Origin of the sequence: Mycobacterium sp. 050128, assembly GCF_036409155.1 — a bacterium.
In the GTDB taxonomy this organism is placed as follows: Bacteria; Actinomycetota; Actinomycetes; order Mycobacteriales; family Mycobacteriaceae; genus Mycobacterium.
Map to the genome: position 1 here is coordinate 129,287 of NZ_JAZGLW010000001.1, position 24,385 is coordinate 153,671.

22 protein-coding genes are annotated in these 24,385 nt (G+C 68.5%); 10 read left to right on the forward strand and 12 right to left on the reverse strand.

Annotation, left to right across the window (positions count from 1 at the left end; genetic code table 11):
- Positions 1-26 precede the first annotated feature (26 nt).
- The gene (locus SKC41_RS00675; protein ID WP_330975858.1) at positions 27-1,412 is read left to right on the forward strand and encodes a zinc-dependent metalloprotease; all 1,386 of its coding nucleotides are present in this window, start codon (positions 27-29) and stop codon (positions 1,410-1,412) included.
- 12 nt (positions 1,413-1,424) lie between these two features.
- On the opposite strand, the gene pstS is transcribed toward SKC41_RS00675, so the two are convergent.
- Positions 1,425-2,522, reverse strand: a complete 1,098-nt coding sequence (gene pstS, locus SKC41_RS00680) for a phosphate ABC transporter substrate-binding protein PstS (protein ID WP_442931492.1) — start codon at positions 2,520-2,522, stop codon at positions 1,425-1,427.
- A gap of 252 nt (positions 2,523-2,774) precedes the next feature.
- On the opposite strand from pstS, the gene SKC41_RS00685 reads away from it, so the two are divergent.
- The 4 genes from SKC41_RS00685 (at position 2,775) to SKC41_RS00700 (ending at position 6,327) form a co-directional block, all read left to right on the forward strand.
- Positions 2,775-3,527: a C39 family peptidase gene (locus SKC41_RS00685; RefSeq protein WP_330975859.1), complete on the forward strand. Its 753-nt coding sequence runs from the start codon at positions 2,775-2,777 to the stop codon at positions 3,525-3,527.
- Between the two features lie 157 nt (positions 3,528-3,684).
- Positions 3,685-3,909: a hypothetical protein gene (locus SKC41_RS00690; protein ID WP_330975860.1), complete on the forward strand. Its 225-nt coding sequence runs from the start codon at positions 3,685-3,687 to the stop codon at positions 3,907-3,909.
- Positions 3,910-4,052: 143 nt separating this feature from the next.
- A complete protein-coding gene (locus tag SKC41_RS00695) occupies positions 4,053-4,907 on the forward strand; it encodes a cyclodehydratase (protein ID WP_330975861.1) in 855 nt (284 codons plus the stop codon).
- Positions 4,908-4,983: 76 nt separating this feature from the next.
- Complete coding sequence (locus SKC41_RS00700; protein ID WP_330975862.1) at positions 4,984-6,327, forward strand: macrolide-binding ATPase MABP-1; 1,344 nt, start codon at positions 4,984-4,986, stop codon at positions 6,325-6,327.
- On the opposite strand, the gene SKC41_RS00705 is transcribed toward SKC41_RS00700, so the two are convergent.
- From SKC41_RS00705 to SKC41_RS00715, 3 genes are all read right to left on the reverse strand, one after another.
- Positions 6,324-6,593, reverse strand: a complete 270-nt coding sequence (locus SKC41_RS00705; protein ID WP_330975863.1) for a WhiB family transcriptional regulator — start codon at positions 6,591-6,593, stop codon at positions 6,324-6,326. The two genes, SKC41_RS00700 and SKC41_RS00705, sit on opposite strands and share 4 nt — an antisense overlap.
- 153 nt (positions 6,594-6,746) lie before the next feature.
- Complete coding sequence (locus SKC41_RS00710) at positions 6,747-6,896, reverse strand: hypothetical protein (RefSeq protein WP_330975864.1); 150 nt, start codon at positions 6,894-6,896, stop codon at positions 6,747-6,749.
- Between the two features lie 122 nt (positions 6,897-7,018).
- Positions 7,019-9,127: an ATP-dependent DNA helicase UvrD2 gene (locus tag SKC41_RS00715; protein WP_330978708.1), complete on the reverse strand. Its 2,109-nt coding sequence runs from the start codon at positions 9,125-9,127 to the stop codon at positions 7,019-7,021.
- A 107-nt stretch (positions 9,128-9,234) separates the two neighbouring features.
- On the opposite strand from SKC41_RS00715, the gene mrx1 reads away from it, so the two are divergent.
- Positions 9,235-9,489 carry a mycoredoxin Mrx1 gene (gene mrx1, locus SKC41_RS00720; RefSeq protein WP_330975865.1) on the forward strand — a complete coding sequence of 85 codons (255 nt, stop codon included), beginning with the start codon at positions 9,235-9,237 and terminating at the stop codon, positions 9,487-9,489.
- A gap of 41 nt (positions 9,490-9,530) precedes the next feature.
- On the forward strand, positions 9,531-10,193 hold the full coding sequence (locus SKC41_RS00725) for a sensor domain-containing protein (RefSeq protein ID WP_330975866.1): 663 nt from the start codon (positions 9,531-9,533) through the stop codon (positions 10,191-10,193).
- Positions 10,194-10,197: 4 nt separating this feature from the next.
- Here the strand turns inward: SKC41_RS00725 and nudC are convergent, their stop codons facing one another.
- The 4 genes from nudC to SKC41_RS00745 all read right to left on the reverse strand — a co-directional run bounded on the left by nudC (position 10,198) and on the right by SKC41_RS00745 (position 18,763).
- Complete coding sequence (gene nudC, locus SKC41_RS00730; RefSeq protein WP_330975867.1) at positions 10,198-11,121, reverse strand: NAD(+) diphosphatase; 924 nt, start codon at positions 11,119-11,121, stop codon at positions 10,198-10,200.
- An 81-nt stretch (positions 11,122-11,202) separates the two neighbouring features.
- Positions 11,203-12,273 carry a potassium channel family protein gene (locus SKC41_RS00735; protein ID WP_330975868.1) on the reverse strand — a complete coding sequence of 357 codons (1,071 nt, stop codon included), beginning with the start codon at positions 12,271-12,273 and terminating at the stop codon, positions 11,203-11,205.
- 89 nt (positions 12,274-12,362) lie between these two features.
- A complete protein-coding gene (locus tag SKC41_RS00740; RefSeq protein WP_330975869.1) occupies positions 12,363-15,653 on the reverse strand; it encodes an ATP-dependent helicase in 3,291 nt (1,096 codons plus the stop codon).
- Positions 15,650-18,763, reverse strand: a complete 3,114-nt coding sequence (locus SKC41_RS00745) for an ATP-dependent helicase (RefSeq protein WP_330975870.1) — start codon at positions 18,761-18,763, stop codon at positions 15,650-15,652. The genes SKC41_RS00740 and SKC41_RS00745 overlap by 4 nt, the downstream gene beginning before the upstream one ends.
- A gap of 80 nt (positions 18,764-18,843) precedes the next feature.
- Here SKC41_RS00745 and SKC41_RS00750 point away from each other — a divergent pair, with 80 nt between their 5' ends.
- On the forward strand, positions 18,844-19,629 hold the full coding sequence (locus tag SKC41_RS00750) for an alpha/beta fold hydrolase (RefSeq protein WP_330975871.1): 786 nt from the start codon (positions 18,844-18,846) through the stop codon (positions 19,627-19,629).
- Positions 19,630-19,631: 2 nt separating this feature from the next.
- Positions 19,632-19,937 (forward strand): MGMT family protein, encoded by a 306-nt coding sequence (locus tag SKC41_RS00755; protein ID WP_330975872.1) that lies wholly within the window; start codon positions 19,632-19,634, stop codon positions 19,935-19,937.
- On the opposite strand, the gene SKC41_RS00760 is transcribed toward SKC41_RS00755, so the two are convergent.
- From SKC41_RS00760 to SKC41_RS00770, 3 genes are all read right to left on the reverse strand, one after another.
- On the reverse strand, positions 19,934-20,788 hold the full coding sequence (locus SKC41_RS00760) for a TIGR02569 family protein (protein WP_330975873.1): 855 nt from the start codon (positions 20,786-20,788) through the stop codon (positions 19,934-19,936). The genes SKC41_RS00755 and SKC41_RS00760 overlap by 4 nt on opposite strands.
- A 109-nt stretch (positions 20,789-20,897) precedes the next feature.
- A complete protein-coding gene (moeZ, locus tag SKC41_RS00765) occupies positions 20,898-22,091 on the reverse strand; it encodes an adenylyltransferase/sulfurtransferase MoeZ (protein WP_330975874.1) in 1,194 nt (397 codons plus the stop codon).
- An 81-nt stretch (positions 22,092-22,172) separates the two neighbouring features.
- Positions 22,173-23,201, reverse strand: coding sequence for a DUF3152 domain-containing protein (locus SKC41_RS00770; protein WP_330975875.1), 1,029 nt, complete (start codon positions 23,199-23,201; stop codon positions 22,173-22,175).
- Between the two features lie 188 nt (positions 23,202-23,389).
- On the opposite strand from SKC41_RS00770, the gene SKC41_RS00775 reads away from it, so the two are divergent.
- Positions 23,390-24,076, forward strand: a complete 687-nt coding sequence (locus SKC41_RS00775; protein WP_330975876.1) for a TetR/AcrR family transcriptional regulator — start codon at positions 23,390-23,392, stop codon at positions 24,074-24,076.
- Here the strand turns inward: SKC41_RS00775 and SKC41_RS00780 are convergent.
- Positions 24,063-24,335 (reverse strand): DUF3107 domain-containing protein, encoded by a 273-nt coding sequence (locus SKC41_RS00780; protein WP_330975877.1) that lies wholly within the window; start codon positions 24,333-24,335, stop codon positions 24,063-24,065. The genes SKC41_RS00775 and SKC41_RS00780 overlap by 14 nt on opposite strands.
- Between the last annotated feature and the right edge of the window lie 50 nt (positions 24,336-24,385).

The following is a 24,385-nucleotide window of genomic DNA, read 5'->3' on the forward strand; positions in this document are numbered from 1 at the left end:
GCCGGATGACGCCTTCTGTTCCGCCGGTGAGTACCGTTGAGGTCATGGCTGACCTGCCTTTCGGCTTCTCTTACGGAGAAGACCCCGAGCGCGACAAGCACGGGAAGAAGAACCCCGAGTCCGGCTCGGGCCCGTCAGACCCGCTCGGTGCGTCCGGCATGGGCGGGGACTTCAGCATGGGTGACCTGGGCCAAATCTTCACGCAGCTGGGTCAGATGTTCAGCAACGCGGGCACCGGGCCGGCCGGGGGCACCCCGTCGGGACCCGTCAACTACGACCTGGCCCGGCAAGTCGCGTCCAGCTCGATTGGATTCGTCGCACCGATCCCGGCCACGACGAACTCCGCGATCGCCGATGCGGTACACCTCGCCGACACCTGGCTCGACGGCGTCACCGCGCTGCCCGCCGGCACCACCAAGTCGGTCGGCTGGAGCCCCAACGACTGGGTGGACAACACCCTGGCGACCTGGAAGCGGCTGTGCGACCCGATGGCCCAACAGATTTCGACGGTGTGGGCGTCTTCGCTGCCCGAGGAGGCCAAGGGCATGGCGGGCCCGCTGATGGCGATGATGTCGCAGATGGGCGGCATGGCGTTCGGCTCGCAGCTGGGCCAGGCCCTGGGCCGGTTGTCCCGCGAGGTGCTGACGTCGACCGACATCGGCCTGCCGCTAGGGCCGAAGGGCGTGGCGGCGATCATGCCCGAGGCCGTGGAAGCCTTCGCCGCCGGACTCGAGCAGCCCCGCAGCGAGATCATGACGTTCCTGGCCGCCCGGGAAGCGGCCCACCACCGGCTGTTCAGCCATGTTCCCTGGTTATCCAGCCAGCTGCTGGGCGCCATCGAGGCCTACGCGATGGGCATGAAGATCGACATGAGCGGGATCGAGGAGTTGGCACGGGACTTCAACCCCGCGTCGCTCTCGGATCCCGCCGCGATCGAAAACCTGCTCGGCCAAGGCGTTTTCGAGCCGAAGGCGACGCCGGCGCAGACCCAGGCGCTGGAACGGCTGGAGACCCTGCTCGCGCTGATCGAGGGCTGGGTGCAGGTCGTGGTGACCGCGGCCCTGGGCGACCGGATTCCGGGAGCGGCCGCATTGAGCGAGACGCTGCGCCGACGCCGGGCCAGCGGCGGTCCGGCCGAGCAGACGTTTGCCACGCTGGTCGGTCTGGAGTTGCGCCCGCGCAAGCTGCGGGAAGCCGCGGCCCTGTGGGAGCGGCTCACGGAAGCCGCCGGCATGGATGCCCGCGACGGCGTCTGGCAACATCCCGATCTCTTGCCCGGCGCCGAGGACCTCGACGAGCCCGCCGGGTTCATCGACCGCGTCATCGGCGGCGATACCAGCGGAATCGACGAAGCCATCGCCCGGCTGGAGCAAGACGACCCCGGTTCCGGACGCGGTCCCGTCAACGACTGAGTCAGCGTTTGCTCAGCTGGTGATCTTGGCGATCTGGGCATCGGATAGCGTCCTGACCGCATCCGGCAGCGGCCGAAGGTAAATGTGAACGGGGTCTAGGAATTTGGGGCCGGTGCCGTCGGTCACCACCCAGTGCAGGAAGGCCTGCAGCGTCTGGGCGACGGCGGGGTCCTTCTGTTTGCTGTAGACGATGGCGTATTCGTAGTTGACGATCGGGTACCCGTCCGGGGCGGGCCCGTTGACCAACGAGACCGTCTGATTGGCCGGCGTCTGCGAGGCGGACCCGGCGGCCTCAGCCTCGACGCTCTCAGCGTCGGGGAGCACGTAATGGCCTGAGGCATTGGCCAACTCGGCCTCGGTCAGCCCTTTCTGTGCGGCCTCGGCCTGGTAGCGGGTGCCAAGGTAGGCGATGCATCCCGGGCTCTGGGCGCAACTGGTCACCACGGCCGCCATTCCGTTCTGACCCGACCCGACGGCGGGAAAGTCGACGGCGGTGGCGAAGCCTGGCGACTTGCCCCACCCGTCGGGGTCCTGCTTGGACAGATACTGGGTGAACAGGAAGGTGTCGTTACTCCCGGAGTCCGTGCGGTGCAACGGAATCACCGGGATGGCCGGCAGGATCACCCCCGGATTGAGGTCGGCGATCTGCGGGTCGTTCCACGTCTTGATGGTGCCCTTGTACATGGCCGCGAGTACTTTGCCATTCAGCCGGAGGTGGACGAGGACACCCGGCAGGTTGTAGTTGACGTACACGGAAGAAACGGTCAACGCGATGTTCAGCAGGCCCGGGTGTGCGGACAAGTCACCCTCGGTCAGGTAGAGACCGGATGCACCGATGTTGACCGCGCCGCTAGCGGCCTGCGCGATCCCATTGCCCGATACGTCGCTGGCGACGGTGATCGTGACGTTGGGGTATTTCGAGTGGTAGGACGCGGCCCACGCATCCATCAGCGGGTAGAGGTTGTTGGAACCGGTCTCGGTCAACGTCACGGTCGACGTCGGCGGAGCCGTGGCCAGTTGCGCCACGGGGCTCGCGGAGTGCGAACCGCAGGCCGCCGCAACCAGCATCACCGACGCCGCCAGTGACAGCCCACACAGACGACTTTTCATCGACCGACCTCACCTTTTGCCCGGGTTTGGTGCTGTGGGCCACGGCGGCGCCGCAAAGCCCGCGACCACTATTGCAGTTCCGTACTTGGACCGCAGGAGCAAATTGGTAGACGGTTTCGGTAGACAGCCGAGCCAGGCATCCGCGCACCCGTTAATCCGGCTTATTGGAATTACGTCCAATTGGGTCGCGGGTGTTTGCTGCAGGTGCTAGCTTTGTCATTGATCGATCATCCGACTGGCCTTGGCGGCAACATGTTTAACTCCCGAATGGCAGCCGCGGTGCGCACCGCGTTGGTTTGCGCTTGCATCGGTCTGTGCAACGTCTTGGTGGTATCGGCGTGCGGTGCGGCGCCATCATCGACGGGTGCCGCGGCGACCTCACCCGCGGTCTCGACCAGCGGCGGGCCGGCGCCGGCGAGGCCGACGGTCAGCGGCATGTACGGCGACCCCGAGGCGGCCGCCAAGTATTGGGTGCAGCAGTCGACGGAGGACACCTGTGGACTGGCTTCGGTGGCCGACGTGGTCGGCGAAGTCACCGGCACCCCCGCGACAGAGCAACAGATCATCAAGCTGGCACAGAAGACACCCTCGGTGATCCGCGACGGACCGATTTACCTGCCCACCGGCGACCCGGGCCACGAAACCGAGAAGGGCGGCATCGACGCGGCCGATACCGTCGTACTGCTCGACCACTACGGCATCAAATCGCGCATGACCTGGGACAAATACCCCGACGAGGTAACTCTGTCCGCGCTCGAGCAGGACCTCGGCGCCAATCGCAAGGTCATCGCCTGGGTCAACGGCGGAACCATTCTGGACAGCAACGACCAGCGCAAAACGGCCGATCACCTGCTCGTCGTCACCGGGGTCGACACCAACAACGAGACCGTGCACCTCAACGACCCGTATGCCGACCACGGCAACACGAAGGTCAGCATCACGACGTTCATGACTGCGTGGAAGACCGGGCAACAGACGATCATCGTGACCGCGCCGGCCGGCTGAAACGCTGGCGCGCAACATAATTTGCGCGCTGTTCACGGCATCGTTGCAAAGCCCTCGCGCAGTGTGGGTAACTGTCGGGAGAGGTTGATCGCATCGGCCCGGTGCACTAGCCCAGGGACGCGATGCCGGCCACGGACGATAGATCGAGGTGAAGGAAATGCACAAACGACCAATCATCGCGGCGGGATCGGCGCTATTGGCGCTGGCGTTCGGTGCTGGAATCGCGCACGCTGATCCGGACCCGAACGACGATCCCGGCGAACAGCGCAACTGGCCCTGCGGATACACGTTCGGCCCAGTAAATACGCACGCACAATTCGGAACGATCATGGCGTGGCGTTACGCACGACCGTGTCCACCGCCGCCCGCACCGGGTGAATAACGCTTAACGATCACGGCCGGCACGCTGGCCTACTGCCCGATCTGGCGGATGTCGACGATCCGGACGCGGCCTCGCGAAGGTCCTGACGGCTCCTGTGGACAGCTGAATCACCCGGCGTGCCGGCCGTGGCACAGTCTGGATTCATGCCGGGCACCGCGACGTATGCGCTGGACCCGGCGATGCCCGTGTTGCTGCGCCCCGACGGTGCCGTGCAAGTGGGCTGGGATCCACGGCGCGCGGTGCTGGTCCGGCCACCGCGCGGCTTGGCCGCGGCGGCACTGGCGGCGCTCTTGCACGCGATGCGATCGCCCCTGCCGTTCGCCGAGTTGCAGCGCCTCGCCCTCGAACACGGCCTGACGGACCCCGACGGCCTGACGCACCTCATCACGCTGCTGGTCAACGCCGGGGTAGTGACCCGCGGCTGCCGGCAGGCCGGCGGCCGGGCGGCGTCGATCCGGGTGCACGGCCGCGGGCCGCTGTCGGACCTGCTGATGGAGTCGCTGCGCTGCTCGGGGGCGCGGATCGCGCACAGCAGCCAGCCGCACGCCGCGGTGTCGCGTGCCGCCGTGGACTTGGTGGTGCTGGCCGACTACCTGGTCGTCGACCCGCGCATGGTGCGCGATCTGCACAGCCAGCGCGTCGCGCACCTGGCGGTCCGGGTCCGCGACGGCACCGGGCTGGTCGGGCCGTTGGTCATTCCCGGCGTGACCAGCTGCCTGGGGTGCGCCGACTTACATCGCAGCGACCGCGATGCCGCGTGGCCGGCGGTCGCCGCCCAGCTGCGCGAGACCGTCGGCGTGGCCGATCGCGCCACCCTGCTGGCGACCGCGGCGCTGGCCCTAAGTCAGGTGAACCGGGTGATCGCCGCCGTGCGTGGCCGCGATGCCGGGCCCGATCCCGGGCCACCGCAGGCGTTGAACGCCACCCTGGAATTCGATCTGCACGCCGGAGCCATCGTCGCGCGGCAGTGGACCAGGCATCCGTTGTGTTCGTGCTGAGGCGTAACCGACGCGACCGTCGGTCGGCCCGACACCGTGCTGTTGCGTAGATCAAACTCGGGGCGGCCGCGTCGTCATGGATGATGGAGAGGTGTCTGAGATCAAACGGGGTCGGGCGGCGCGCAACGCGAAGCTGGCCAGTATTCCGGTCGGCTTTGCTGCGCGGTCCGCGCTGGGGTTCGGCAAGCGGCTGACCGGCAAGTCGAAAGACGAGGTTCAGGCCGAATTGCTCGAGAAGGCCGCCAACCAGCTTTTCCAGGTGTTGGGCGAGCTCAAGGGCGGGGCGATGAAGGTCGGCCAGGCCTTGTCGGTGCTGGAAGCCGCGATCCCCGAGGAGTACGGCGAGCCGTACCGCGAAGCGTTGACGAAGTTGCAGAAGGATGCTCCGCCGTTGCCCGCCGAGAAGGTGCACCGGGTGCTCGACGCGCAGTTGGGCACCAAGTGGCGGGACCGGTTCGCTTCGTTCGACGACACCCCGGTGGCTTCGGCCAGCATCGGCCAGGTGCACAAGGCGTTGTGGTCCGATGGCCGCGAGGTGGCCGTCAAGATCCAGTACCCGGGCGCCGACGAGGCGCTGCGGGCCGACCTGAAGACGATGCAGCGGATGGTCGGGGTGGCCAAACAGCTCGCGCCCGGCGCCGACGTCCAGGGCGTGGTCGACGAGCTGATCGAACGCACCGAGATGGAACTCGACTACCGGCTGGAGGCCGACAACCAGCGCGCGTTCGCCAAGGCGTACCGCGATCATCCGCACTTCGCGGTGCCGCGGGTGGTGGCCAGTGCGCCCAAGGTCGTGGTCCAGGAGTGGATCCAGGGTGTGCCGATGGCCGAGATCATCCGCCACGGCACCGTCGAGCAGCGCGATCTGATCGGCAGCCGGCTCCTCGAGCTCACCTTTGACGCACCGGGCCGGTTGCAGATGCTGCACGGCGACGCGCACCCGGGAAACTTCATGCTGTTGCCCGACGGCCGGATGGCCGTCATCGACTTCGGCGCCGTCGCACCCATGCCCGGTGGCTTTCCGATCGAACTCGGGATGACGATCCGGTTGGCCCGCGACAAGAACTACGACCTGCTGTTGCCGACGATGGAGAAGGCCGGCTTCATCCAGAAAGGCCAGCAGGTGTCGGTGCGCGATATCGACGACATGCTGCGCCAGTACGTCGAACCGGTCGAGGTGGAGGTCTTCCACTACACCCGCAAGTGGCTGCAGAAGATGTCTGCCGTCGAGATCGACCGATCGGTGTCCCAGATCCGGACGGCCCGGCAGATGGATCTACCGCCCAAACTGGTGATCCCGATGCGGGTGATCATGTCGGTCGCCGCGATCCTGTGCCAGCTGGATGCTCACGTGCCGATCAAGGCGCTGACCGAGGAGCTGGTCCCGGGTTTCGCCGACCCCGACGTCGCGGCCGTCTAGGCGGCGACCGCGCCCTTGCGGGGGCGTCCGCGCGGGCGCTTGTAGCTCACGACCGAGCCCCGCTCGAATATCTCGCCGCCCCACACTCCCCACGGCTCGGCACGGTCCAGCGCCGCGGCCAGGCACTGTCGCCGGACCGGGCAGTCCGTGCAGAGCGTCTTGGCGCGCTCCAGGTCGGCCGGGTCGTCGGCAAACCATAGATCGGGATCGTCGGCGTGACATGGCAACACCGGCGCCGGCTGTCTGGGGACTGTCTGTGCCGACATGTCCTGCTCACCTGCTTCCTGGTTGGGTGTCCTTCTTCGGTGATCCGGACCAGGTTGCGGGCTTTGAAAAACTCCAGCCCCAAAAACTATGGCCACGGATCCTTGTGACTTAGGGTCCGTGGCCATTTGAAAACCGGGCGGGTTACGTAGTGCTTACGTAGTTCCCCGATCCACGAACGCGTCAGTCGCGGCGGCGGCGCGATGCTTTGCACCGGCCGCCTTTACGGCGGCGTGGGCGGCATGGAAGGTCCACGCGGACAGCACCGCGCCGGCCACGCCTACCTCGAACGTGTCGTTGATCATCGTGGCCACCTCCTCTCGCCTGGGCGCATGCCGGCGTCGCACCGGCAGCAGATTGCGTAACCGAGAGTAGATGTTAGCCCACCGCACTGACAACCGATTTTCTGACCTGCGGTTTTTGGACGTCAGCGCCCGCGCACCAGCTCCAGCACGTCGGCTCCGTACTGCTCGAGTTTGCGTGCGCCGATACCCGGGATCGCGATCAGCGCCGCTTCGTCGTCGGGCAGCAGTTCGGCGATCGCGATCAGCGTGTTGTCGGTGAAGACGACATACGCGGGCACCTTCTGCTCCTTGGCGACGTCCAACCGCCACTGTTTGAGCCGCAGCAACAACGCCTCGTCGATGTCGGCCGAGCATGTCTCGCAGCGGCGCAGCATGACGGCCGCCGGGGTGGTCAGGTTGTTGTTGCAGATCCGGCACCGCGAAGCGCCTTGCTTACGCCTGGATTTGCCCGGCGCCGGGTCGACGCGCGCCTGCGGTGCGATGCCGTTGAGAAACCGCGACGGCTTGCGGGTCTGCCGACCGCCCGGGCTGCGCGACAGCGCCCAGGACAGCGCCAAATGCACTCGGGCCCTTGTGATTCCGACATACAGCAGGCGACGCTCTTCCTCGACCGGTTCGCTCTCGGCGCCATGGGCCAAGGCGTGCGAGATGGGCAGAGTGCCGTCGGCCAATCCGACCAGGAACACCGCATCCCATTCCAGCCCCTTGGCGGCGTGCAAGGACGCGAGCGTGACGCCCTGCACCACCGGTGGGTGCCGCGAATCGGCCCGGACCCGCAGCTCTGCCACCAAGCCCGGCAGATCCAGCTGTGGGCGCTGCGCCACCTCGGCGTCCACCAGCTCGGCCAATGCGAACAGCGCCTCCCAGCGCTCCCGGGCCCGGGTGCCGTCGGGTTCGGAGGCCGTCAGCCCCAGCGGTTCGAGCACCGCGCGGACCACGTCGGGCAACGACCCCTCCAGATCTTGCTCGGAGCTGCGCTGCGCACGGCGGTGCAGGGCCACCATCGCCTGCTTGATCTCCTGGCGGCTGAAGAAGCCCTCGCCGCCGCGAACCTGGTAGGCGATGCCGGCCTCGGTCAACGCTTCCTCGTAGATCTCCGACTGGGCATTGACGCGGTAGAGCACCGCGATTTCCGACGGCGCGGTGCCGGATTCGATCAGCCCGCCGATCGCCTTCGCGACCGCGGCCGCCTCGACGGTTTCGTCGGGATGCTCGCTAAACGTCGGCGCCGGACCCGGCGCTCGCTGGCCGGACAGCTGCAGCTTGCTGCCCGCGACCCGGCCGCGGGCCGCCGCGATCACCTGGTTGGCCAGCGAGACCACCTGCGGGGTGGAGCGGTAATCGCGCTCCAGGCGCACCACCGTGGCGTCCGGGAACTGCCGCGAGAAGTCCAGCAGGAAGCGGGGCGAGGCGCCGGTGAACGAGTAGATGGTCTGGTTGGCGTCGCCGACAACCGTGAGGTCGTCTCGATCGCCCAGCCACGCCGACAGCACCCGCTGTTGCAGCGGGGTGACGTCCTGGTACTCATCGACCACGAAGCAGCGGTAACGGTCGCGGAACTCCTCGGCGACCGCGGCGTCGTTCTCGATCGCGGCCGCGGTGTGCAGCAGCAGGTCGTCGAAGTCGAGCAGGGTCACCGATTCGTCGCGGACCTTAAGGGCCTCGTAGGCGGTGTACACGTCGGCGACCTTCTTGGCGTCCAGCGGGATGTCACGGCCGGCGGCGGCGACCTCGCTCGGATACGCCTCGGGGCCGATCAGCGACGCCTTGGCCCATTCGATCTCGCCGGCCAAGTCGCGCACGTCGTCGGTGCTGACATTGAGCCGTAGCCGGCCGGCCGCGCGGGCCACGACGGCGAACTTGGTGTCCAGCAGCTGCCAGCCGGTGTCGCCGATCACCCGCGGCCAGAAGTACCGCAGCTGGCGGTGTGCGGCCGAGTGGAAGGTCAGGGCCTGCACGGCGCCGACGCCCGATCCGGTCTGGGTATTGGCGTCCAGCGTCCGCAATCGCGATCGCATCTCCCCCGCGGCGCGCTGGGTGAACGTGACCGCAAGCACCTGCCCCGCGGCGACATGGCCGCTCGCGACGAGCTGGGCGATGCGATGCGTGATGGTGCGGGTCTTACCTGTTCCAGCACCCGCAAGCACACAAACGGGTCCGCGCGGCGCCAGCACGGCCTCACGCTGCTCGTCGTCCAGCCCGGCGGTCAGTGGATCGGCGAGCATCGGCATGCCGTCCATCTTGGCAGCGGTCGCCGACAAACCGGGTGTTTCGCCACGCCGTACGCCCGGGTGTCCCCGTCACGGAACGCAACGTCGGCGGGCTACGTTATCGGATTATGAGCAACGCTCCGATTACCGTTTACACGACGTCATGGTGTGGCTATTGCCACCGACTCATGACCGTGCTCAAGTCCAACGGAATCCCCTACGAGACCGTCGACATCGAGCACGACCCGGCGGCCGCCGAATTCGTCGGTTCGGTCAACGGCGGCAACCGGACCGTGCCAACGGTGAAGTTCGCCGACGGATCGACGCTGACCAACCCGAGTGCTGCCGAGGTGAAAGCGAAGCTGGCTCAGGTCGCCGGCTGAGCCACGGCAACTGCCATCGCTCGCGCCTTACGATACGAACCATGGCGTCGAATTCGCGATCGCGACCATTCGGCTCGATTCGTAAACTGTGGCCGGCCGCAATCGCGGGCTGCACGGTGATGCTGATGTCGGGATGCGCGCATCCGAGCACTCCGGCCAAGTCGCAGCAGCATGTCACACATGTCGACGACATGATCGTCGGACTCGACGAGGTCCGCCGCATCGCCAAAGCCGACGATCTCGACCGCGCCGAGGCGGACCTGAAGAAGCCAGCCCCTTCGGACGCCAACGCCGCCGAACCGTGTCGGGTAGTCGGCCACAATGAGCTCACCTTCGGCAACAACTGGACGGAATTTCGCAGCGCGGGTTATCACGGGGTCACCGACGACATCGTGCCGATGGGCCGGGCCATGATCAATGGAGTCACCCAGGCGGCAGGGCGCTATCCGAATCCCGATGCGGCGCAAGGCGCATTCCGTCAGCTGGAATCGTCGCTGCACGCGTGTATGGATCTGCACGATCCGAACTACAGCTTCGCCCTCGACAAGCCGGATCCGTCGACATTGCGGCTCAGCGCCCACCAGTGGAGCCATCTGTACCGCGTCAAGTCCGCGGTGCTGGCGTCGGTCGGCGTGGTGGGTCTTGAAGCCTCGGATCAGATCGCGAATTCCGTTTTACAGATCATCACCGATCGCATCGGCTAGCGCTTCAGTCGAGTTCCGCCCAGGATTCGATGATCACCCGCGCGATCGAAATCGAGCCTGGCAGAAGCAGTTTCGACTCCGACGAACTACTCCAGTCGCCGACGGCCAGCGCCGCGCGCACCTCGTCGCGGGTGAACCAGGCCGCCTCGGCGATCTCGCCGTCGTTGAACGCGAATTCCTCGTCGGGGTCGCCCAACGCATGGAAGCCGACCATCAGCGAACGAGGAAAGGGCCACGGCTGACTGCCCAGGTAGCGAACATCGGTCACGTTCAGGCCGATTTCCTCGCGGATCTCCCGGACCACGCAGACCTCGAAAGACTCTCCGGCTTCTACGAATCCGGCCAGCAGGGAGAACATTCGCTCGGGCCACACAGCCTGGCGGGCCAGCACTGCGCGGTCGCCGCCGTCGTGCACCAGACAGATGACCGCCGGGTCGATGCGCGGGAACTCCTCGTGCCCGGTGACCGGGTTAACTCGCGACCAGCCCGCCCGGGCCGGTTTCGTCGGGGAGCCGTCCACCGCGCTAAACCGCGCCCTGTCATGCCAATTCAGCAGCGCAACGGCCGACGACACCAGCTGGCTGCTGGTGTCGTCGAAGATCGGGCCGAGGCTGCGCAGGTTCACCACCTCGGTTTGAGCATCCGGGTCCTCGGGTGCCTGCAGCGCTCCCCGGATGGCCCAGACATGCTGGTCGTTCTCGATGCGGCCGAGGAAAACAGCGTCGTGCGGCGGCTTTTCGCCCAGTTCGGCCGCCGCGCCGAGCACCACCCGGCCGTTGGCGACCAGCACCTGGTTGCGCGAGTCGACCCGCAGCAGTGCCGCATCCGCCCACCCGACGGTGGCCGCCTCGACATCGGTACGCAATTGATCGGCCCGGTCGGCGCCGACGCGCGAGAGCAGCGGAACACTGCTCAGCTGAAAGTCCACGCTATGCCTCCTGGTGCCGACCCGGGGGCACCGCCCGCCTGCGGGGGACTTCGCCCGGCTTCGCCGCGCGTGCGATCGCCACTAATGCCCCGCGTTTTTGATGTAGAGCAGCCGGTCGGTGGCCTCGATGGCGTCGACTTCGGGTGCGCCGATGCGGAGCAGATGTCCGTCGCGCACGACGCCGAGCACGATGTCGCGCAGGTGCCGCGGCGATCCGCCCACCTCGCTCGCCTCCACTTCGCGTTCGGCGATTGCCAGCCCGGCGTCCGGGGTGAGCAGATCCTCGATCATCTCCACGACGCTGGGCGTGGTGGTGGCCAGACCGAGCAGCCGGCCGGCGGTCTCCGAGGAGACGACCACCGAGTCCGCCCCCGATTGCTGCAGCAGGTGCGAGTTCTCGGCTTCCCGGATGGCGGCCACGATTCTGGCCTTGGGCGCGATTTCGCGTGCCGTCAGGGTCACCAGCACGGCGGTGTCGTCACGGTTGGTGGCCACGATGATCGACGACGCGTGCTGCGCCCCGGCCAGCCGCAGCACGTCGGACTTGGTGCCGTCGCCGTGCACGGTGACCAGCCCGGCGGTGGTGGCGTGCTCGAGGGCGCTGCGATCGGTATCGACGACGACGACTTCGCCCTGAGCGGCCTCGTCGCTGACCCGGGCGGCGACGGCACGTTTGCCCTTGGTGCCGTACCCGATCACGATGGTGTGGTTACGCACTCTGTTCCTCCAACGCTGGATTTTCCACCCCTGCCGGGACCGCTCGGACAGCACCTCGAGCGTCGTTCCGACCAACACGACCAGGAACGCGATGCGCAGCGGGGTGAAGACGACGGTGTTGACCAGGCGCGCGGTTTCGGTAATCGGTGTGATGTCGCCATAACCGGTCGTTGACAGCGAGACCGCCGAGAAATACAGGCAGTCCAGGAACGTCAGCCGTCCACCGCGCACGTCGCGGTAGCCGTTGCGGTCCAGGTAGACGACCAGGGCGGCACCGAACAAGACCAGCAGCGCGATGATCAGCCGGCGGGTGATGACACGGGCCGGGCTGCCGTGGTCTTCGGGGATACGCAACACGCCGATCAGCAAGTGACCGGGCTGGGTGGTCAGTCTCTCGTCGAGACCTCTCAGCCGTCGCAACCTACCGTTGGGCACAGCGGTCCATCATTGGCTGGACAACACCGCACGCCACACGCACGACACAAATGTAACCACGATCGCCGGTCGACAGACACTTGATGGCCTCAGACGGCGACCTCACGCTCGCGGTGGGGGGCCAGCCGTGCCAGCTCGGTGAGATCGGGCAATTCGTCGGGGACCACGGTGGCGCCGGTGCGTACGTAATGGAACGCGGTCCGCACCGAGGACTCCGGGCATCCGGCCAACGCCGCCCACGCCAAGCGGTAGACGGCGAGCTGGATGGCGGCCTGTCGCATCGCCTCGGCACCGCGCGGCGGTTCGCCGGTCTTCCAGTCCACGACGGTGGCACCGCCGTCGGGTTCGGCGAAGACGGCGTCGATGCGCCCGCGCACGACGGTGTCGCCGATCGGCATCTCGAACGGGACCTCGACGGCGATGGGTGTGCGGGCCGCCCACCGCGATCGGGTGAATGCCTCCTGCAGCGCGGCCAATTCTGCGGTGTGGCCGACATCGGAATCCGCCGCACCCGGCAGGTCGCCGAGGTCGAAGAGCCCCTCGGTTCCGTAGAACTGTTGCACCCAGGAGTGAAAGGCATTGCCCAGCAATGCATGTGGATCAGGACGAGTCGGCAGGCGATGCACCATCCGCCGGACCGCGCCCTCGGGATCGCGGGCCAGGTCAACCAGGCCACTGACGGACAACTGGCTGGGCAGGGCGCGTTCGACTCGTCGTTCGCAGCGAGCACGCTCGGCCAGTAACGCATCGACGTCGGCAGCCCAGCCGTCGACGTCCACGCAGTCTTTCGCCGGGACCGCCATCGCGGCGGCCACCAGCGCTGCCCCACGTTCGACGTCGGTGCGCCGCGAGGCCAGCGGATCGGCAGGCCATATCGCTTCAATAACGTTGTCGCGCAGTGGGTTTCGATCGCCGTCGACGGGCGCCGGCGCCCACTGCTCCACCACCCCGCAGGGTTCGCCGGCCGCGGCCGACCGCTCGATGACGTCCTTGAGTTCACACAGGAAGTCCGACGGCCCGCGCGGTTTGATCCCGGTGGGTCCCCAGTGATGACCGGAGACCAGCAGGGTGTCCTCGGCCCGGGTGATCCCGACGTAGAGCAATCGGCGCTCTTCGTCGACGCGCCGCTGCTCCAGCTGCCGCCGATGCTCGGCAATCTTGTCCGACAGCTGCTTTCGACTGGTGACATCCGAGAGGTCCAACACCGGAATGCCCAGCGAGCCCGCCGAAGCGCGATCGCCGCGCAACAACGGCGGCAATTCCGCCGCATCGGTCAACCAGCTGCTGCGCGACGCGGTCGACGGGAACGTTGCGCCGGACAGGTGGGCCACCGCGACCACTTGCCACTCCAAGCCCTTCGCGGAGTGCACGGTGAGCACCTGGACCCTATCCCTCGCGACCGTCAACGGCGCAGGCGCTAAACCGTTTTCGACAACCTCGGCGGCGTCCAGGTAGGCCAGCAATCCCAGCACCGGCGCCGCAGCCGACACGTCTATCGCGCTCGTTCGTTCCGCGTAAGCGGCGACCACGTCGGCGAAGGCGTCGAGATGTTCGGTGCCGGCCCAGCCGCCATGACCCGCGGCGGCACGGACCTCGCAGTCGATACCCAGCGCGCGCCGCACCTCGGCGACCAGGTCGGGTAGCGAATGCCCCAAGTGGCCACGCAGGGCGCTGAGTTCGGCGGCCAGGGCGGTAATGCGTTGATATCCCGCAGCCGAATACGCGGTGGCCGGGCCGGGATCACCGATCGCATCGGCCAGACACGCGGTGTCGGCCTCGATGTTGGAGGGGTCCGCGGCCATCGCGATCGACTCGGCCGAGGACGCATCTGCGGGGCGCCCCGCGCCAAGCGATGCGGCACGCCGCCAGAGGGCGGCGACATCCCGGCCGCCCAGGCGCCAGCGCGGCCCGGTCAGTACCCGCATTGCCGCCGCACCGGCCGTCGGGTCGGCGACCAGGCGCAGCATGGCCACCAATTCGGCCACCTCCGGGATGGACAGCAGGCCGGCCAGCCCGACGACCTCAACCGGGATCCCGCGCGCGCGAAGCGCATCGGCGATGGGTGCGGCATCCGCGTTGCGGCGCACCAGCACCGCGGCGGTCGGCGGGTTGACGCCGTCGGCACGCGCCCGCTGGTAGTGCTCGTGCAGGTGGTCGGCGATCCACTCGCGTTCGGCTTGCGCATCGGGAAGCAGCGCGGCGCGGACGGTGCCCCGCGGGGCGTCGGGGCGGGATCGCAAGGCGTGCACGGCCACGGACCGGCGCCGTGCCTCCGCCGAAATGGCATTGGCGATGTGCAGGGTGCTGGGCGGGTTGCGCCAGCTGGTCCGCAGCTCCAGAACCGGCGCGGGAGTGCCGTCGGATTGCGGGAAGTCGGTGGTGAACCGGGGCAGGTTGGTTGCCGAAGCGCCGCGCCAGCCGTAGATCGACTGAATAGGATCGCCGACCGCCGTGAGCGCCAACCCATCGTCGATGCCGCCGCCGAAGAGGGCCGACAACGCGACGCGCTGGGCGTGGCCGGTGTCCTGGTACTCGTCGAGCAGCACCACCCGGTAGCGGTTGCGCAGGTCCTCCCCGACCTGCGGGAAGTTCGCGGCAAGCCGTGCCGCCGACGCCATTTGCACACCGAAGTCCATGACCTTCGCGGTGCGCATCCGCTCCTGCAACGCGTCGAGCAGCGGTACCAGCTCGGTGCGTTCGGTCTGAGCGGACAGCAGCCGCAGTAGCCATTGGCTCGGGCCGCGGTCGCGTTGGTAGGGGCCGGCGGGCAGGGCGTGCACCAGCCGCTCCAGCTCGAGGTGGGTGTCGCGGAGTTGGTCGGTGTCGACCAGATGCTCGGTGAGCTGGCCCCACAGTCGCAGCACCATCGAGGTGACCGCGGCCGGTGCCTTGTCGGTATGCAGCTGCCCGCCGTAGCCGTTGACCACGTCGAAGGCGAGCTGCCACAGTTCGGTCTCGCTGAGCAACCGGGTGTCGGGCTCGATCGGCAGCAGCAGCCCGTAGTCGCGCAGCAGCGAGCCCGCGAACGCGTGATAGGTGCTGACCGCCGGGGTGCCCGTCGCTTCGAGGGCCGCCGGGCCGGTTTCGCCGTAGCCAAGGCCGATACCGGCCAACCGGGCCAGCCGGGAGCGGACCCGGCGCAGCAGCTGTCCGGCGGCCTTGCGGGTGAACGTCAATCCCAGCACCTGGCCGGGGTCGGCGTACCCGTTGGCGATCAGCCACACCACCCGCGCGGCCATCGTCTCGGTTTTACCCGCACCCGCCCCCGCGATCACGACCAGCGGCCCAGGAGGCGCGGCGATGACCGCGGCCTGCTCGGCGGTCGGCGGGAAAAGCCCTAGTGCACAAGCCAATTCGTCCGGGCTGTAACGCGGGGTCATGATGCCGACCCGTCGGCGTGGGCGGGACACGACGGCCGGATCGGGCAATGCGAGCAGCCCTCGTTGCGCCGGGCGACGAACTGCGGCCCGGCGGTCGCGTCGGCCGCGCGGATGACCAGGTCGCGCCATTCGTCGCGGCCGGCCGGCGTCAGTGGATCCTGCTCCCGGACGGTGGCGCCGGCTGCCCCGCGCTTGCCGACGTAGATCAACCGCGCGCCGCCGGGCTCGTCGCCGTCGGGGATCAAGCCTTCGGCCACCGCCAGCTGATACATGGCCAGCTGAGCGTGCTGCTGGGCATCGTCCTTGCTGACCGGGGTTTTGCCGGTTTTGATGTCGACGATCACCAGCCGGCCGGCCGCGTCGCGTTCCAGGCGATCGATCCGGCCGCACAGCCGGGTTTCGCCACCGTCGGCTCGGGGCGTGCCCAGTACCCCGTCGACCTCGACCTCGACGCCGACCTCCGTCAGATCGCCGCGTGTTTGCGCTCGCCACTCGACGAACGCCTCGATCATGGCGCGATGCCGGGTCAGCTCGTTGGCCGAATGCCACCGCGCCTCGAAAGGCAAGTGCTCCCAGGCTCGTTCCAGCTCGGCCAGCAGTTGCGTTTCGGTCTTGCCCGATTCGGCGATCAGCGCGTGCAGCACCGAGCCGATCGTGGACCGCAGCTCGCGCGGGTCAGTCCCGCCGTGCCGCTCGACCAGCCAACGCAGCGGGCAGTCGGTGAGGGTCTGCAGCGTCGACGGCGTCAGTGTGACGGCATCGCCGCCGTCGCACAGCGGATCGCTGGTACTGACCATGGTCAGACCGTGCCAGCCGGATGGGTCGGCGCCCGGCACACCGGCGGCGGCCAGCCGGGCCAATTGCGTTGCCGCACAATGGCGAGCTTCATCGTCGACGGCGCCGTCCGGCGCGCAGACGACACCGCGCAACCGGCCGACCAGCGCTGTGGTCGACAACACACGCGGTGCCGAAACAGGCTGCGCTACAGCAAGATCGGTGTCCTCATCGGCCCACTGCGCAACCTCGAAGAAGAACGGCGAGGGTAGCGCCGCTCCCCCGTCCGCCCCGCCGGTGTCGCTGTCGACGGCGGTCACCAGCAGCCGGCGCCGGGCGCGGCCCAGCGCGGCCACCAGCAGCCGGCGTTCCTCGGCCAGCAGCGGCGCACGCACCGAAACGTCGGCGCCGACACCGTCCACGACGTCGAGCAGTCGCTGGGTGGCCAGCACACCACCGCGCGGAACGGTGTTGGGCCACAACCCATCCTGTAGGCCGGCGACGACCACCACGTCCCATTCGTGTCCCAACGCGGCGTGGGCACTGAGCACCTGGACCTGCTCGACCGTCGATGCCGGCTCGGTCTTGACGCTCGGCAGCTGCAGCGCCGCGACGTGTTCGAGCAGACCGCGCAACGACGCCCCTGGGGTGCGCGACACGTACTGGTCGGTGACGTCGAACAATTCGGTCACCGCGTCCAGGTCCCGGGTGGCCTGGGCTCCGGCGGTGCCGCCGCGCTCGCTGGCCGCCAGCCAGCGCCGCTGCAGACCGGACCGGTGCCATGCCGCCCAGAGCGTGTAGCGCGGGTCTTGGCCGTCGCGATGGCAGCGCGCGGCGGCGTCGAGGACCGCGCGCACCCGCTGCAGCGGGCGAGACGTCGGCGGCGCGCCGCCGCCCAGCGCGGCCACCAGCAGATCACCGAAACCGCCTGCCGCATCGGCGGGTTTGCCGCGCATCAGGGTTCGGCGCAGCTGCCGCAACGAAACCGGGTCGACGCGACCGATGGGCCCGGTCAGCAGTGCCAGCGCCTGATCGCCGTCCAGCCCCTCGGCGGTCGCGGCCAGCACCGTGAGCATCGCCCGCACCGCGGGCTCCTCGCCCAGCGAGCCGCTCATGGCGGGTGCGGCGACCGGCACCCCGGCGGCCGCCAGCGCCCGCGGTAACCGGGCTCCGGCTCGTGGCACCGACCGCACGATCACCGCCATCTGTGACCACGGCACGTTGTCGACCAGGTGCGCACGCCGCAGCGCGTCGGCGATCAGCGCGGCCTCCGCATGCGCCGACGCCGCCAGCCGCACCTGGACCGATCCCGCCTCGGCGCCGGTGCCATCGATGTGCCGTCCGTCGCTGCTGCCGGGCAACCGGCGCGCGATGCCGCTGACGGCGCGGGCGACCGCCGGCGCGCACCGATGCGACTCCGTCAGCGTCATCGCGGGGGAATCGCCGTCGAGGAGCCCGGCCGGCTCGCCGCCCCGGAATCCGAACACCGCCTGATTTGGGTCTCCGGCGATCAGCGCCAGTTCGCTTCCCGCCGCCAACACCCGGACCAGCCGCGCGGCCTGCGGGTCGAGTTGCTGGGCGTCATCGACCAACAGAACCCGGATGCGGGTGCGCTCGGCGGCCAGCAGCTCAGCGTCGACCGCGAACGCCTCCAGGGCGGCGCCCACGAGTTCGGCGGCACCCAGCGCCGGTGTCGTCGCTTGCGGCGCCGCGGTTCCGACCGCCGCGCGCAGCAACATCACCTGCTCATACTGTTGAGCGAACCGGCCCGCCGCACTCCAGTCCGGTCGTCGGCACAGCCGGCCGATGCGCTGTAGCTCTTGTGGGTCCACGCCGCGTTCCGCGCAGCGCGCCAACAGATTTCGCAGTTCGGTGGCGAATCCCGCGGTGCTCAGCGCGGGCCACAGGTGCGCCGGCCAGCCGGAGGTGCCCTCGTCTTCGAGGTCGCCGGCCAGCAGCTCGCGGATGATGGCATCCTGTTCGGCGCTGGTGACCAGCCGCGGCGGGGCGTCCCCGGCACGCTCGGCCGCCCGCCGCAAGACGGCGTAGGCGTAACTGTGCACGCTGCGCACGACCGGCTCTCGGATCGCGGACCGACCCGGGCCGGTGGCACGCAGCAGCGACATCGTCAACGCACTGCGCTGACGCATCCCGATCCGTCCCGAACCGGTAAGCAGCAGAACCGATTCCGGACCGACACCGGCGTCGACCGCGGCGACGGCAGCATCGACCAGCAGGCTGCTCTTCCCGGTGCCCGGGCCGCCCAGGATCCGGATCGCACCGCGAGCGCCCGGAGCCAGCACGGCGCTCGCCTCGGCACCCCAGGTCAACGACATACCGGCATGACATCACGAGGGTCTGACAAGTTGGTCCGGCTACGACCGGCGGTGTCCCCCGCGCCTGGCATCATCAACGCGTGACCAGCGACCTTCACGTGCACCGCTTCGGTCCGGCCGGCCCGGTGCAGCTGCTCGCCCTGCACGGACTGACCGGCCACGGCCAGCGGTGGCAGCAGCTGGGCGATCAGCTGCCCGAAATCACCATTGCCGCTCCCGATCTGATCGGCCACGGCAGGTCGTCGTGGGCTGCGCCGTGGACCATTGACGCCAACGTCGCGGCGCTGGCCGCGCTGCTCGACGAGGCGGCCGAGGCCCCGGTGCTGGTCGTCGGGCACTCATTCGGCGGCGGGCTGGCCATGAACCTGGCCGCGACCCGGCCGGACCTGGTGGCGGGCCTACTCCTGCTCGACCCCGCGGTGGGCTTGGATGGCGACTGGATGCGCCAGATCGCCGAGGCGATGTTCTCCTCCCCCGACTACCCGGACCCGGCCGAAGCACGCATGGAAAAGGCAACCGGCTCTTGGGCGGACGTCGATCCGGACGTGCTCGACGCCGAACTCGACGAGCACCTGGTCCAGCTGCCCAGCGGGCGCTACGGCTGGCGGGTGAGCGTGCCGGCAATGATGTCCTACTGGAGCGAATTGGCCCGTCCCGCCGTGCTTCCGCGGGCGGGAATGCCGACGACGTTGGTGCGCGCGGCGTGGACGTCGCCGCCCTACGTCACCGAGCAGCTCGTCACGGGTCTGCGGCAACGGTTGGGCTCTGACTTCGAATCGCTGACCTACGAGTGCAACCACATGGTGCCCGGCGCCAAACCGACTGAGGTCGCCGCGCTGATCCGCAAGCAGCTGCAGGCCGGCTGACCGTGGCGCCGGTGACCGAGGAGCAAGTCGAGCGGGTGCGTGCGCTGGTCGCCGCGATCCCCGCCGGCCGCGTCTGCACCTACGGCGACATCGCCGCTGTCGCAGGGCTTTCCAGCCCGCGGATCGTCGGCTGGATCATGCGCACCGACTCCTCCGACCTGCCCTGGCATCGGGTGATCACCGCCTCCGGACGACCGGCCCGGCATCTGACGACGCGGCAATTGGAACTGTTGCGCGCCGAAGGAGTGCTGTCCGTCGACGGCAGGGTCGCGCTCAGCGAAGTGCGCTACGCGTTTCCGCAGGACTAGAGCACCAGGCGGATCAGGGCCGCCGTGCGGGCCAGACCCGGGAAGGCCTCGGCGGTAGACCGGGGATGCAGCGCATGCACCGCCAGACGAAACATCAACGCGCGCAACAACATCTGCGGCCACTCCGGCAGGGCGTTCCAGCGTTCGATCAGCCCGTCGTCGGCGTCACCCCAGGACAGCGCGTCGACTACCACCACACCGGCGGCCCACGACGCGGGCCGCCAGTACGGCGTGATGTCGGTGATCCCCGGCGCGGCGGTGCCGACGAAGAGCACCGTCCCGTAGAGGTCCCCGTGCACTAGCTGGTTTGGGCTCTTGGTCGGCTTGCGCAGCGTGGCCAGCTGGCCGATCAGCTCGACCGACCGCTGGGCGTCGGCGCTGGGCGGAGCGGTGCGCGCGCCGGGTGGAATCGACTGCAGTGGCCGCTCTTCCCAGGCGGACCGGTCGGCGGCGATGAACACGTCGACGTCCGACCACGGCGTGGTCGGACCCTGGGTCAGGAATCGGGGGCGTTCGAGTTTGCCGGTGGCCTCGTGCAGCCGCACCGCGGCGGAGACGACTTCGTCGTGGCGCGGCTCCGGTGTACCGGCGACGAACGTGTCCGCCCGCCATCCGGAGACCACGTAGCGCCCGTCGGTCGAGCGGACCGGACGGGCCAGCCGCACCCCGTCGACGAACAGCGTTTCCCGCACTCGCGCAGACCAGGCCGCGCGCGCGTGGTCCGCCACGACCGAGAGGACGACCTCGCCGCACCGCCAGCCGCCTTCCCAGCTGGCGCCCAGCGCGATGGGCTCGACACCGGCCAAACCAAACGCCGAAAGCACATGCTCCGGCGGTGGTTCGACGCTCACGGGGGTTAGCCTAGCCGGGCGACGATGCGCGTCGTTACGACGCGCTGAGGAGGCCGGCAATCGGCTCAGCGGGGAGATGATGCAGGTCCGCGCGGCGCGCTGGCGAGCGTCAGTACATCACCATGTCGGGCTGCATCTGCTGTGCCCACGCCACGATGCCACCCTGCAAGTGGACGGCATCGGCGAAACCGGCCTTCTTCACCGCGGCCAACGCCTCGGCCGAGCGCACGCCCGTCTTGCAATACAGCACCGCCTTGCGGTCGTGCGGCAGCTTTTTCAGACCCTCGCCGGAGCTGATCGACGAATTCGGGATCAGCTGGGCGCCGTCGATGTGATTGATGTCCCACTCAACCGGCTCGCGAACATCGATCAGGGCCAGCTTCTTGCCCGAGTCCAGCAATGCGCGCAGCTCGGCCGGGGTGATCGTCGAGCCGGTGACCGCCTCGGCGGCATCGTCGGAAACCGCACCGCAAAACGCCTCGTAGTCGATCAATTCGGTGATCCGCGGCGTGGCCGGGTCCTTGCGGATCTTGATCGTGCGGTAGCTCATCTCCAGCGCGTCGTAAATCATCAGCCGGCCTAGCAACGGTTCACCGATACCGGTGATCAGCTTGATCGCCTCGGTGCCCATCACCGACGCGATCGACGCGCAGATGATGCCGAGCACGCCTCCCTCGGCGCACGACGGAACCATGCCGGGCGGCGGCGGCTCCGGGTAGAGGTCGCGGTAGTTCAGGCCGCGCTCATTGCCGGCTTCGTCGGCGGGGGCGTCCTCCCAGAACACCGAGACCTGACCTTCGAAGCGGTAGATCGATCCCCAGATATAGGGCTTGCCGGCCAGCACCGCGGCGTCGTTGACCAGATAGCGGGTGGCGAAGTTGTCGGTGCCGTCGACGATCAGGTCGTACTGACTGAACAGGTCGACGGCGTTGCTCGCCTCCAGCCGGAACTCGTGCAGCCGCACCTGCACCAGCGGATTGATCGCGTGGATCGAGTCGCGCGCCGACTGCGCCTTGGCGCGTCCGACGTCGGCGGTGCCGTGGATGATCTGACGCTGCAGGTTCGACTCGTCGACGACGTCGAAGTCGACGATGCCGATCGTCCCGACGCCCGCCGCGGCCAGGTACAGCAGCGCCGGCGCGCCGAGCCCACCGGCGCCGATCACCAGCACCCGCGCGTTCTTCAGCCGTTTCTGCCCGTCGACGCCCAGGTCCGGAATGATCAGATGGCGGCTATAGCGCGCCACTTCGTCGCGACTCAGCTCGCCGGCAGGATCGACTAGCGGCGGCAACGATGTGGACACCGAACATCTCCTCGGTCAGCTTTGCGACTCAACTTCTCCAGTCAACGCTTCGATCGCCGGCGATGCTTCCCCGACGGCTTGTTAGGCGATCGGATACGGCCAGGGGTTGAAGCGGCAGGTCTTGCCGTCGGCCTTGACGTACTCCGGGTCGAACTTCGCGGCGTCGTCGTTGGAGGTGGAGAACGTCTGCTGCATCATCACCGGCGCCAATCCACCCTGCTTATCGCACGCCTCGTGGCGCACGTAGCCGATGGCGTGGCCGACCTCGTGGTCGATGACGTACTGCCGGTACGAGCCGACGTCGCCCTCGAACGGCACGGCGCCGCGCACCCAGCGCGCCTCGTTGACGAACACCCGGGCTTGGCGCTCCGGGCCGTAGGCCGGGTTGTAGCAGGAGGTCTCCAGCCGGAACTCGTAGCCGCACCCCTCGCGCACCGTCACCGGAGACACCAGCGAAATCCGGAAGTCGGGTTTGCCGTTATCGATCCTGACGAACGCGAACTGCGGATTGTGCGTCCAGCCCTTGGGGTTGGCCAGCGTCTGATCGACCATCGTGGCGAACGCATCGTCCCCGCCGAACATCGCGGGATCCAGACCGTTCTCGACCTCGACGGTATACCGGAACACCTTGGCGGTGCCTTGGCCGATCTGCGGCGTGGTGCCGGGCACGACATGCCAGGTCTTGTCGCCGGCTTCGGTGAACGGGCCACCGTCCGGCAGCGTCCCGGCCGGCAGATTGGCGTCGAAGGTGGCCAGGCCGCGCGGCGGTGCGTCGAGGATGGCCGTGCCGACCGCCCCGATGGCCGGTGGTCCTTGGATTGTCGGCTTGGTCGCCGTCGGCTGCGGCGCGCCGACGCCGGTCACCGTCTGGTAGATGACCACCGCGGTCAACGCCACCAGAACGGGCAGCGCATACGCGCGCCAGCCGTAGGTGGAGACGAACCGGCCCAGCCACGATTGTTTCCGCCATTGGCGGGGACGGTCGCGATCGGCGCGGGCGCGTCCGGTGCCCACCGCGACCGGATCCCGCAGGGCGCGAAGCGGTTCTCGCCACTCGTCACGCAGCATCGGCACTCGACCGCTGCCGTGCACGGGCGGCTCGGACGTCATTGCCCCAGGATGGCACAGCCGCGACGCCGGGTGTCCCTGGCGCGCCCTACGACACCGGTTCGGCCTGCGCGGACGGTGCCGATGCCGGTCACAGGTACACCATGGGTAGTAATGTCTGTGCGACGAGCGGCGCGCGGCCGGCTTGTCGATATCTGATGGTCGGTCGCCACAATCCAAATGAGGACCAAGTGAGCGATCTCGCCAAGTCGGCGGCACGGCGTGCCGTCAGATCGGGTGACCGCGGTCGGCCGAGTGACGGCATAGCGACCACGAACCGGCGAGGGAACAGGTTGCCGCGTGACGAGCGTCGCGGCCAACTGCTGATCGTGGCCAGCGATGTCTTCGTCGACCATGGCTACCACGCGGCCGGCATGGATGAGATCGCCGATCGGGCGGGAGTCAGTAAACCCGTTCTGTACCAACACTTTTCCAGCAAGCTGGAGCTGTATCTGGCGGTGCTCAATCGCCACGTCGACAACCTGGTCTCGGGTGTGCAGAACGCATTGAGCACCACCACCGATAACCGGCGGCGGCTGCACGCGGCCGTTCAGGCCTTCTTCGACTTCATCGAGCACGACAGCCAGGGGTACCGGCTGATCTTCGAGAACGACTACGTCACCGAGCCCGATGTCGCCGCACAGGTGCGAGCGGCCACTGAATCGTGTATCGACGCGGTATTCGCGCTGATCAGCGCCGATTCCGGCCTCGACCCGCACCGCGCCCGGATGATCGCCGTCGGCCTGGTCGGCATCAGCGTCGACTGCGCCAGGTACTGGCTGGACTCCGACCGCCCGATCTCGAAGTCGGACGCCGTCGACGGCACCGTGGCGTTCGCCTGGGGCGGGTTGTCACACGTGCCGCTTACTCGCTCTTAGCGCGCTTACCGCCGGAGTGCGCGCCGGCGTCCGACCCGATTCCGAAGCCGACCCGACGGCCGTCGGCGGCACCGATCTCGACGTAGGCGATCTTGGCGGAGTGGATCAGATAGCGGCGGCCCTTCTCGTCGGTGAGGCCCAGCAGACCCGAGCCTTCGCGCAGCGCGGCACTCACGGCCTCCTCGACTTCTGCAGGCGTCTGCGGACTGGCGAAGACCAGCTCGCGCGGACTGTCCGTGATACCGACCTTGACCTCCACGATGGCCCCTTCCGTTGCTGTTCCGTCCCAGGCGTCTCAAGCAGCAGGTT

Excerpts from the sequence above, each read along its gene's own strand:
- SKC41_RS00705 (WP_330975863.1), bottom strand. The coding sequence starts at position 6,593 with ATGTCGGCACAGACAGTCCCCAGACAGCCGGCGCCGGTGTTGCCATGT.
- SKC41_RS00745 (WP_330975870.1), bottom strand. The coding sequence starts at position 18,763 with ATGTCGTTGACCTGGGGTGCCGAGGCGAGCGCCGTGCTGGCTCCGGGC.
- SKC41_RS00715 (WP_330978708.1), bottom strand. The coding sequence starts at position 9,127 with ATGCCGATGCTCGCCGATCCACTGACCGCCGGGCTGGACGACGAGCAG.
- SKC41_RS00770 (WP_330975875.1), bottom strand. The coding sequence starts at position 23,201 with ATGACGTCCGAGCCGCCCGTGCACGGCAGCGGTCGAGTGCCGATGCTG.
- SKC41_RS00695 (WP_330975861.1), top strand. The coding sequence starts at position 4,053 with ATGCCGGGCACCGCGACGTATGCGCTGGACCCGGCGATGCCCGTGTTG.
- SKC41_RS00725 (WP_330975866.1), top strand. The coding sequence starts at position 9,531 with ATGGCGTCGAATTCGCGATCGCGACCATTCGGCTCGATTCGTAAACTG.
- SKC41_RS00690 (WP_330975860.1), top strand. The coding sequence starts at position 3,685 with ATGCACAAACGACCAATCATCGCGGCGGGATCGGCGCTATTGGCGCTG.
- mrx1 (WP_330975865.1), top strand. The coding sequence starts at position 9,235 with ATGAGCAACGCTCCGATTACCGTTTACACGACGTCATGGTGTGGCTAT.
- pstS (WP_442931492.1), bottom strand. The coding sequence starts at position 2,522 with ATGAAAAGTCGTCTGTGTGGGCTGTCACTGGCGGCGTCGGTGATGCTG.
- SKC41_RS00700 (WP_330975862.1), top strand. The coding sequence starts at position 4,984 with ATGGATGATGGAGAGGTGTCTGAGATCAAACGGGGTCGGGCGGCGCGC.
- SKC41_RS00685 (WP_330975859.1), top strand. The coding sequence starts at position 2,775 with ATGTTTAACTCCCGAATGGCAGCCGCGGTGCGCACCGCGTTGGTTTGC.
- SKC41_RS00740 (WP_330975869.1), bottom strand. The coding sequence starts at position 15,653 with ATGACCCCGCGTTACAGCCCGGACGAATTGGCTTGTGCACTAGGGCTT.
- SKC41_RS00710 (WP_330975864.1), bottom strand. The coding sequence starts at position 6,896 with ATGATCAACGACACGTTCGAGGTAGGCGTGGCCGGCGCGGTGCTGTCC.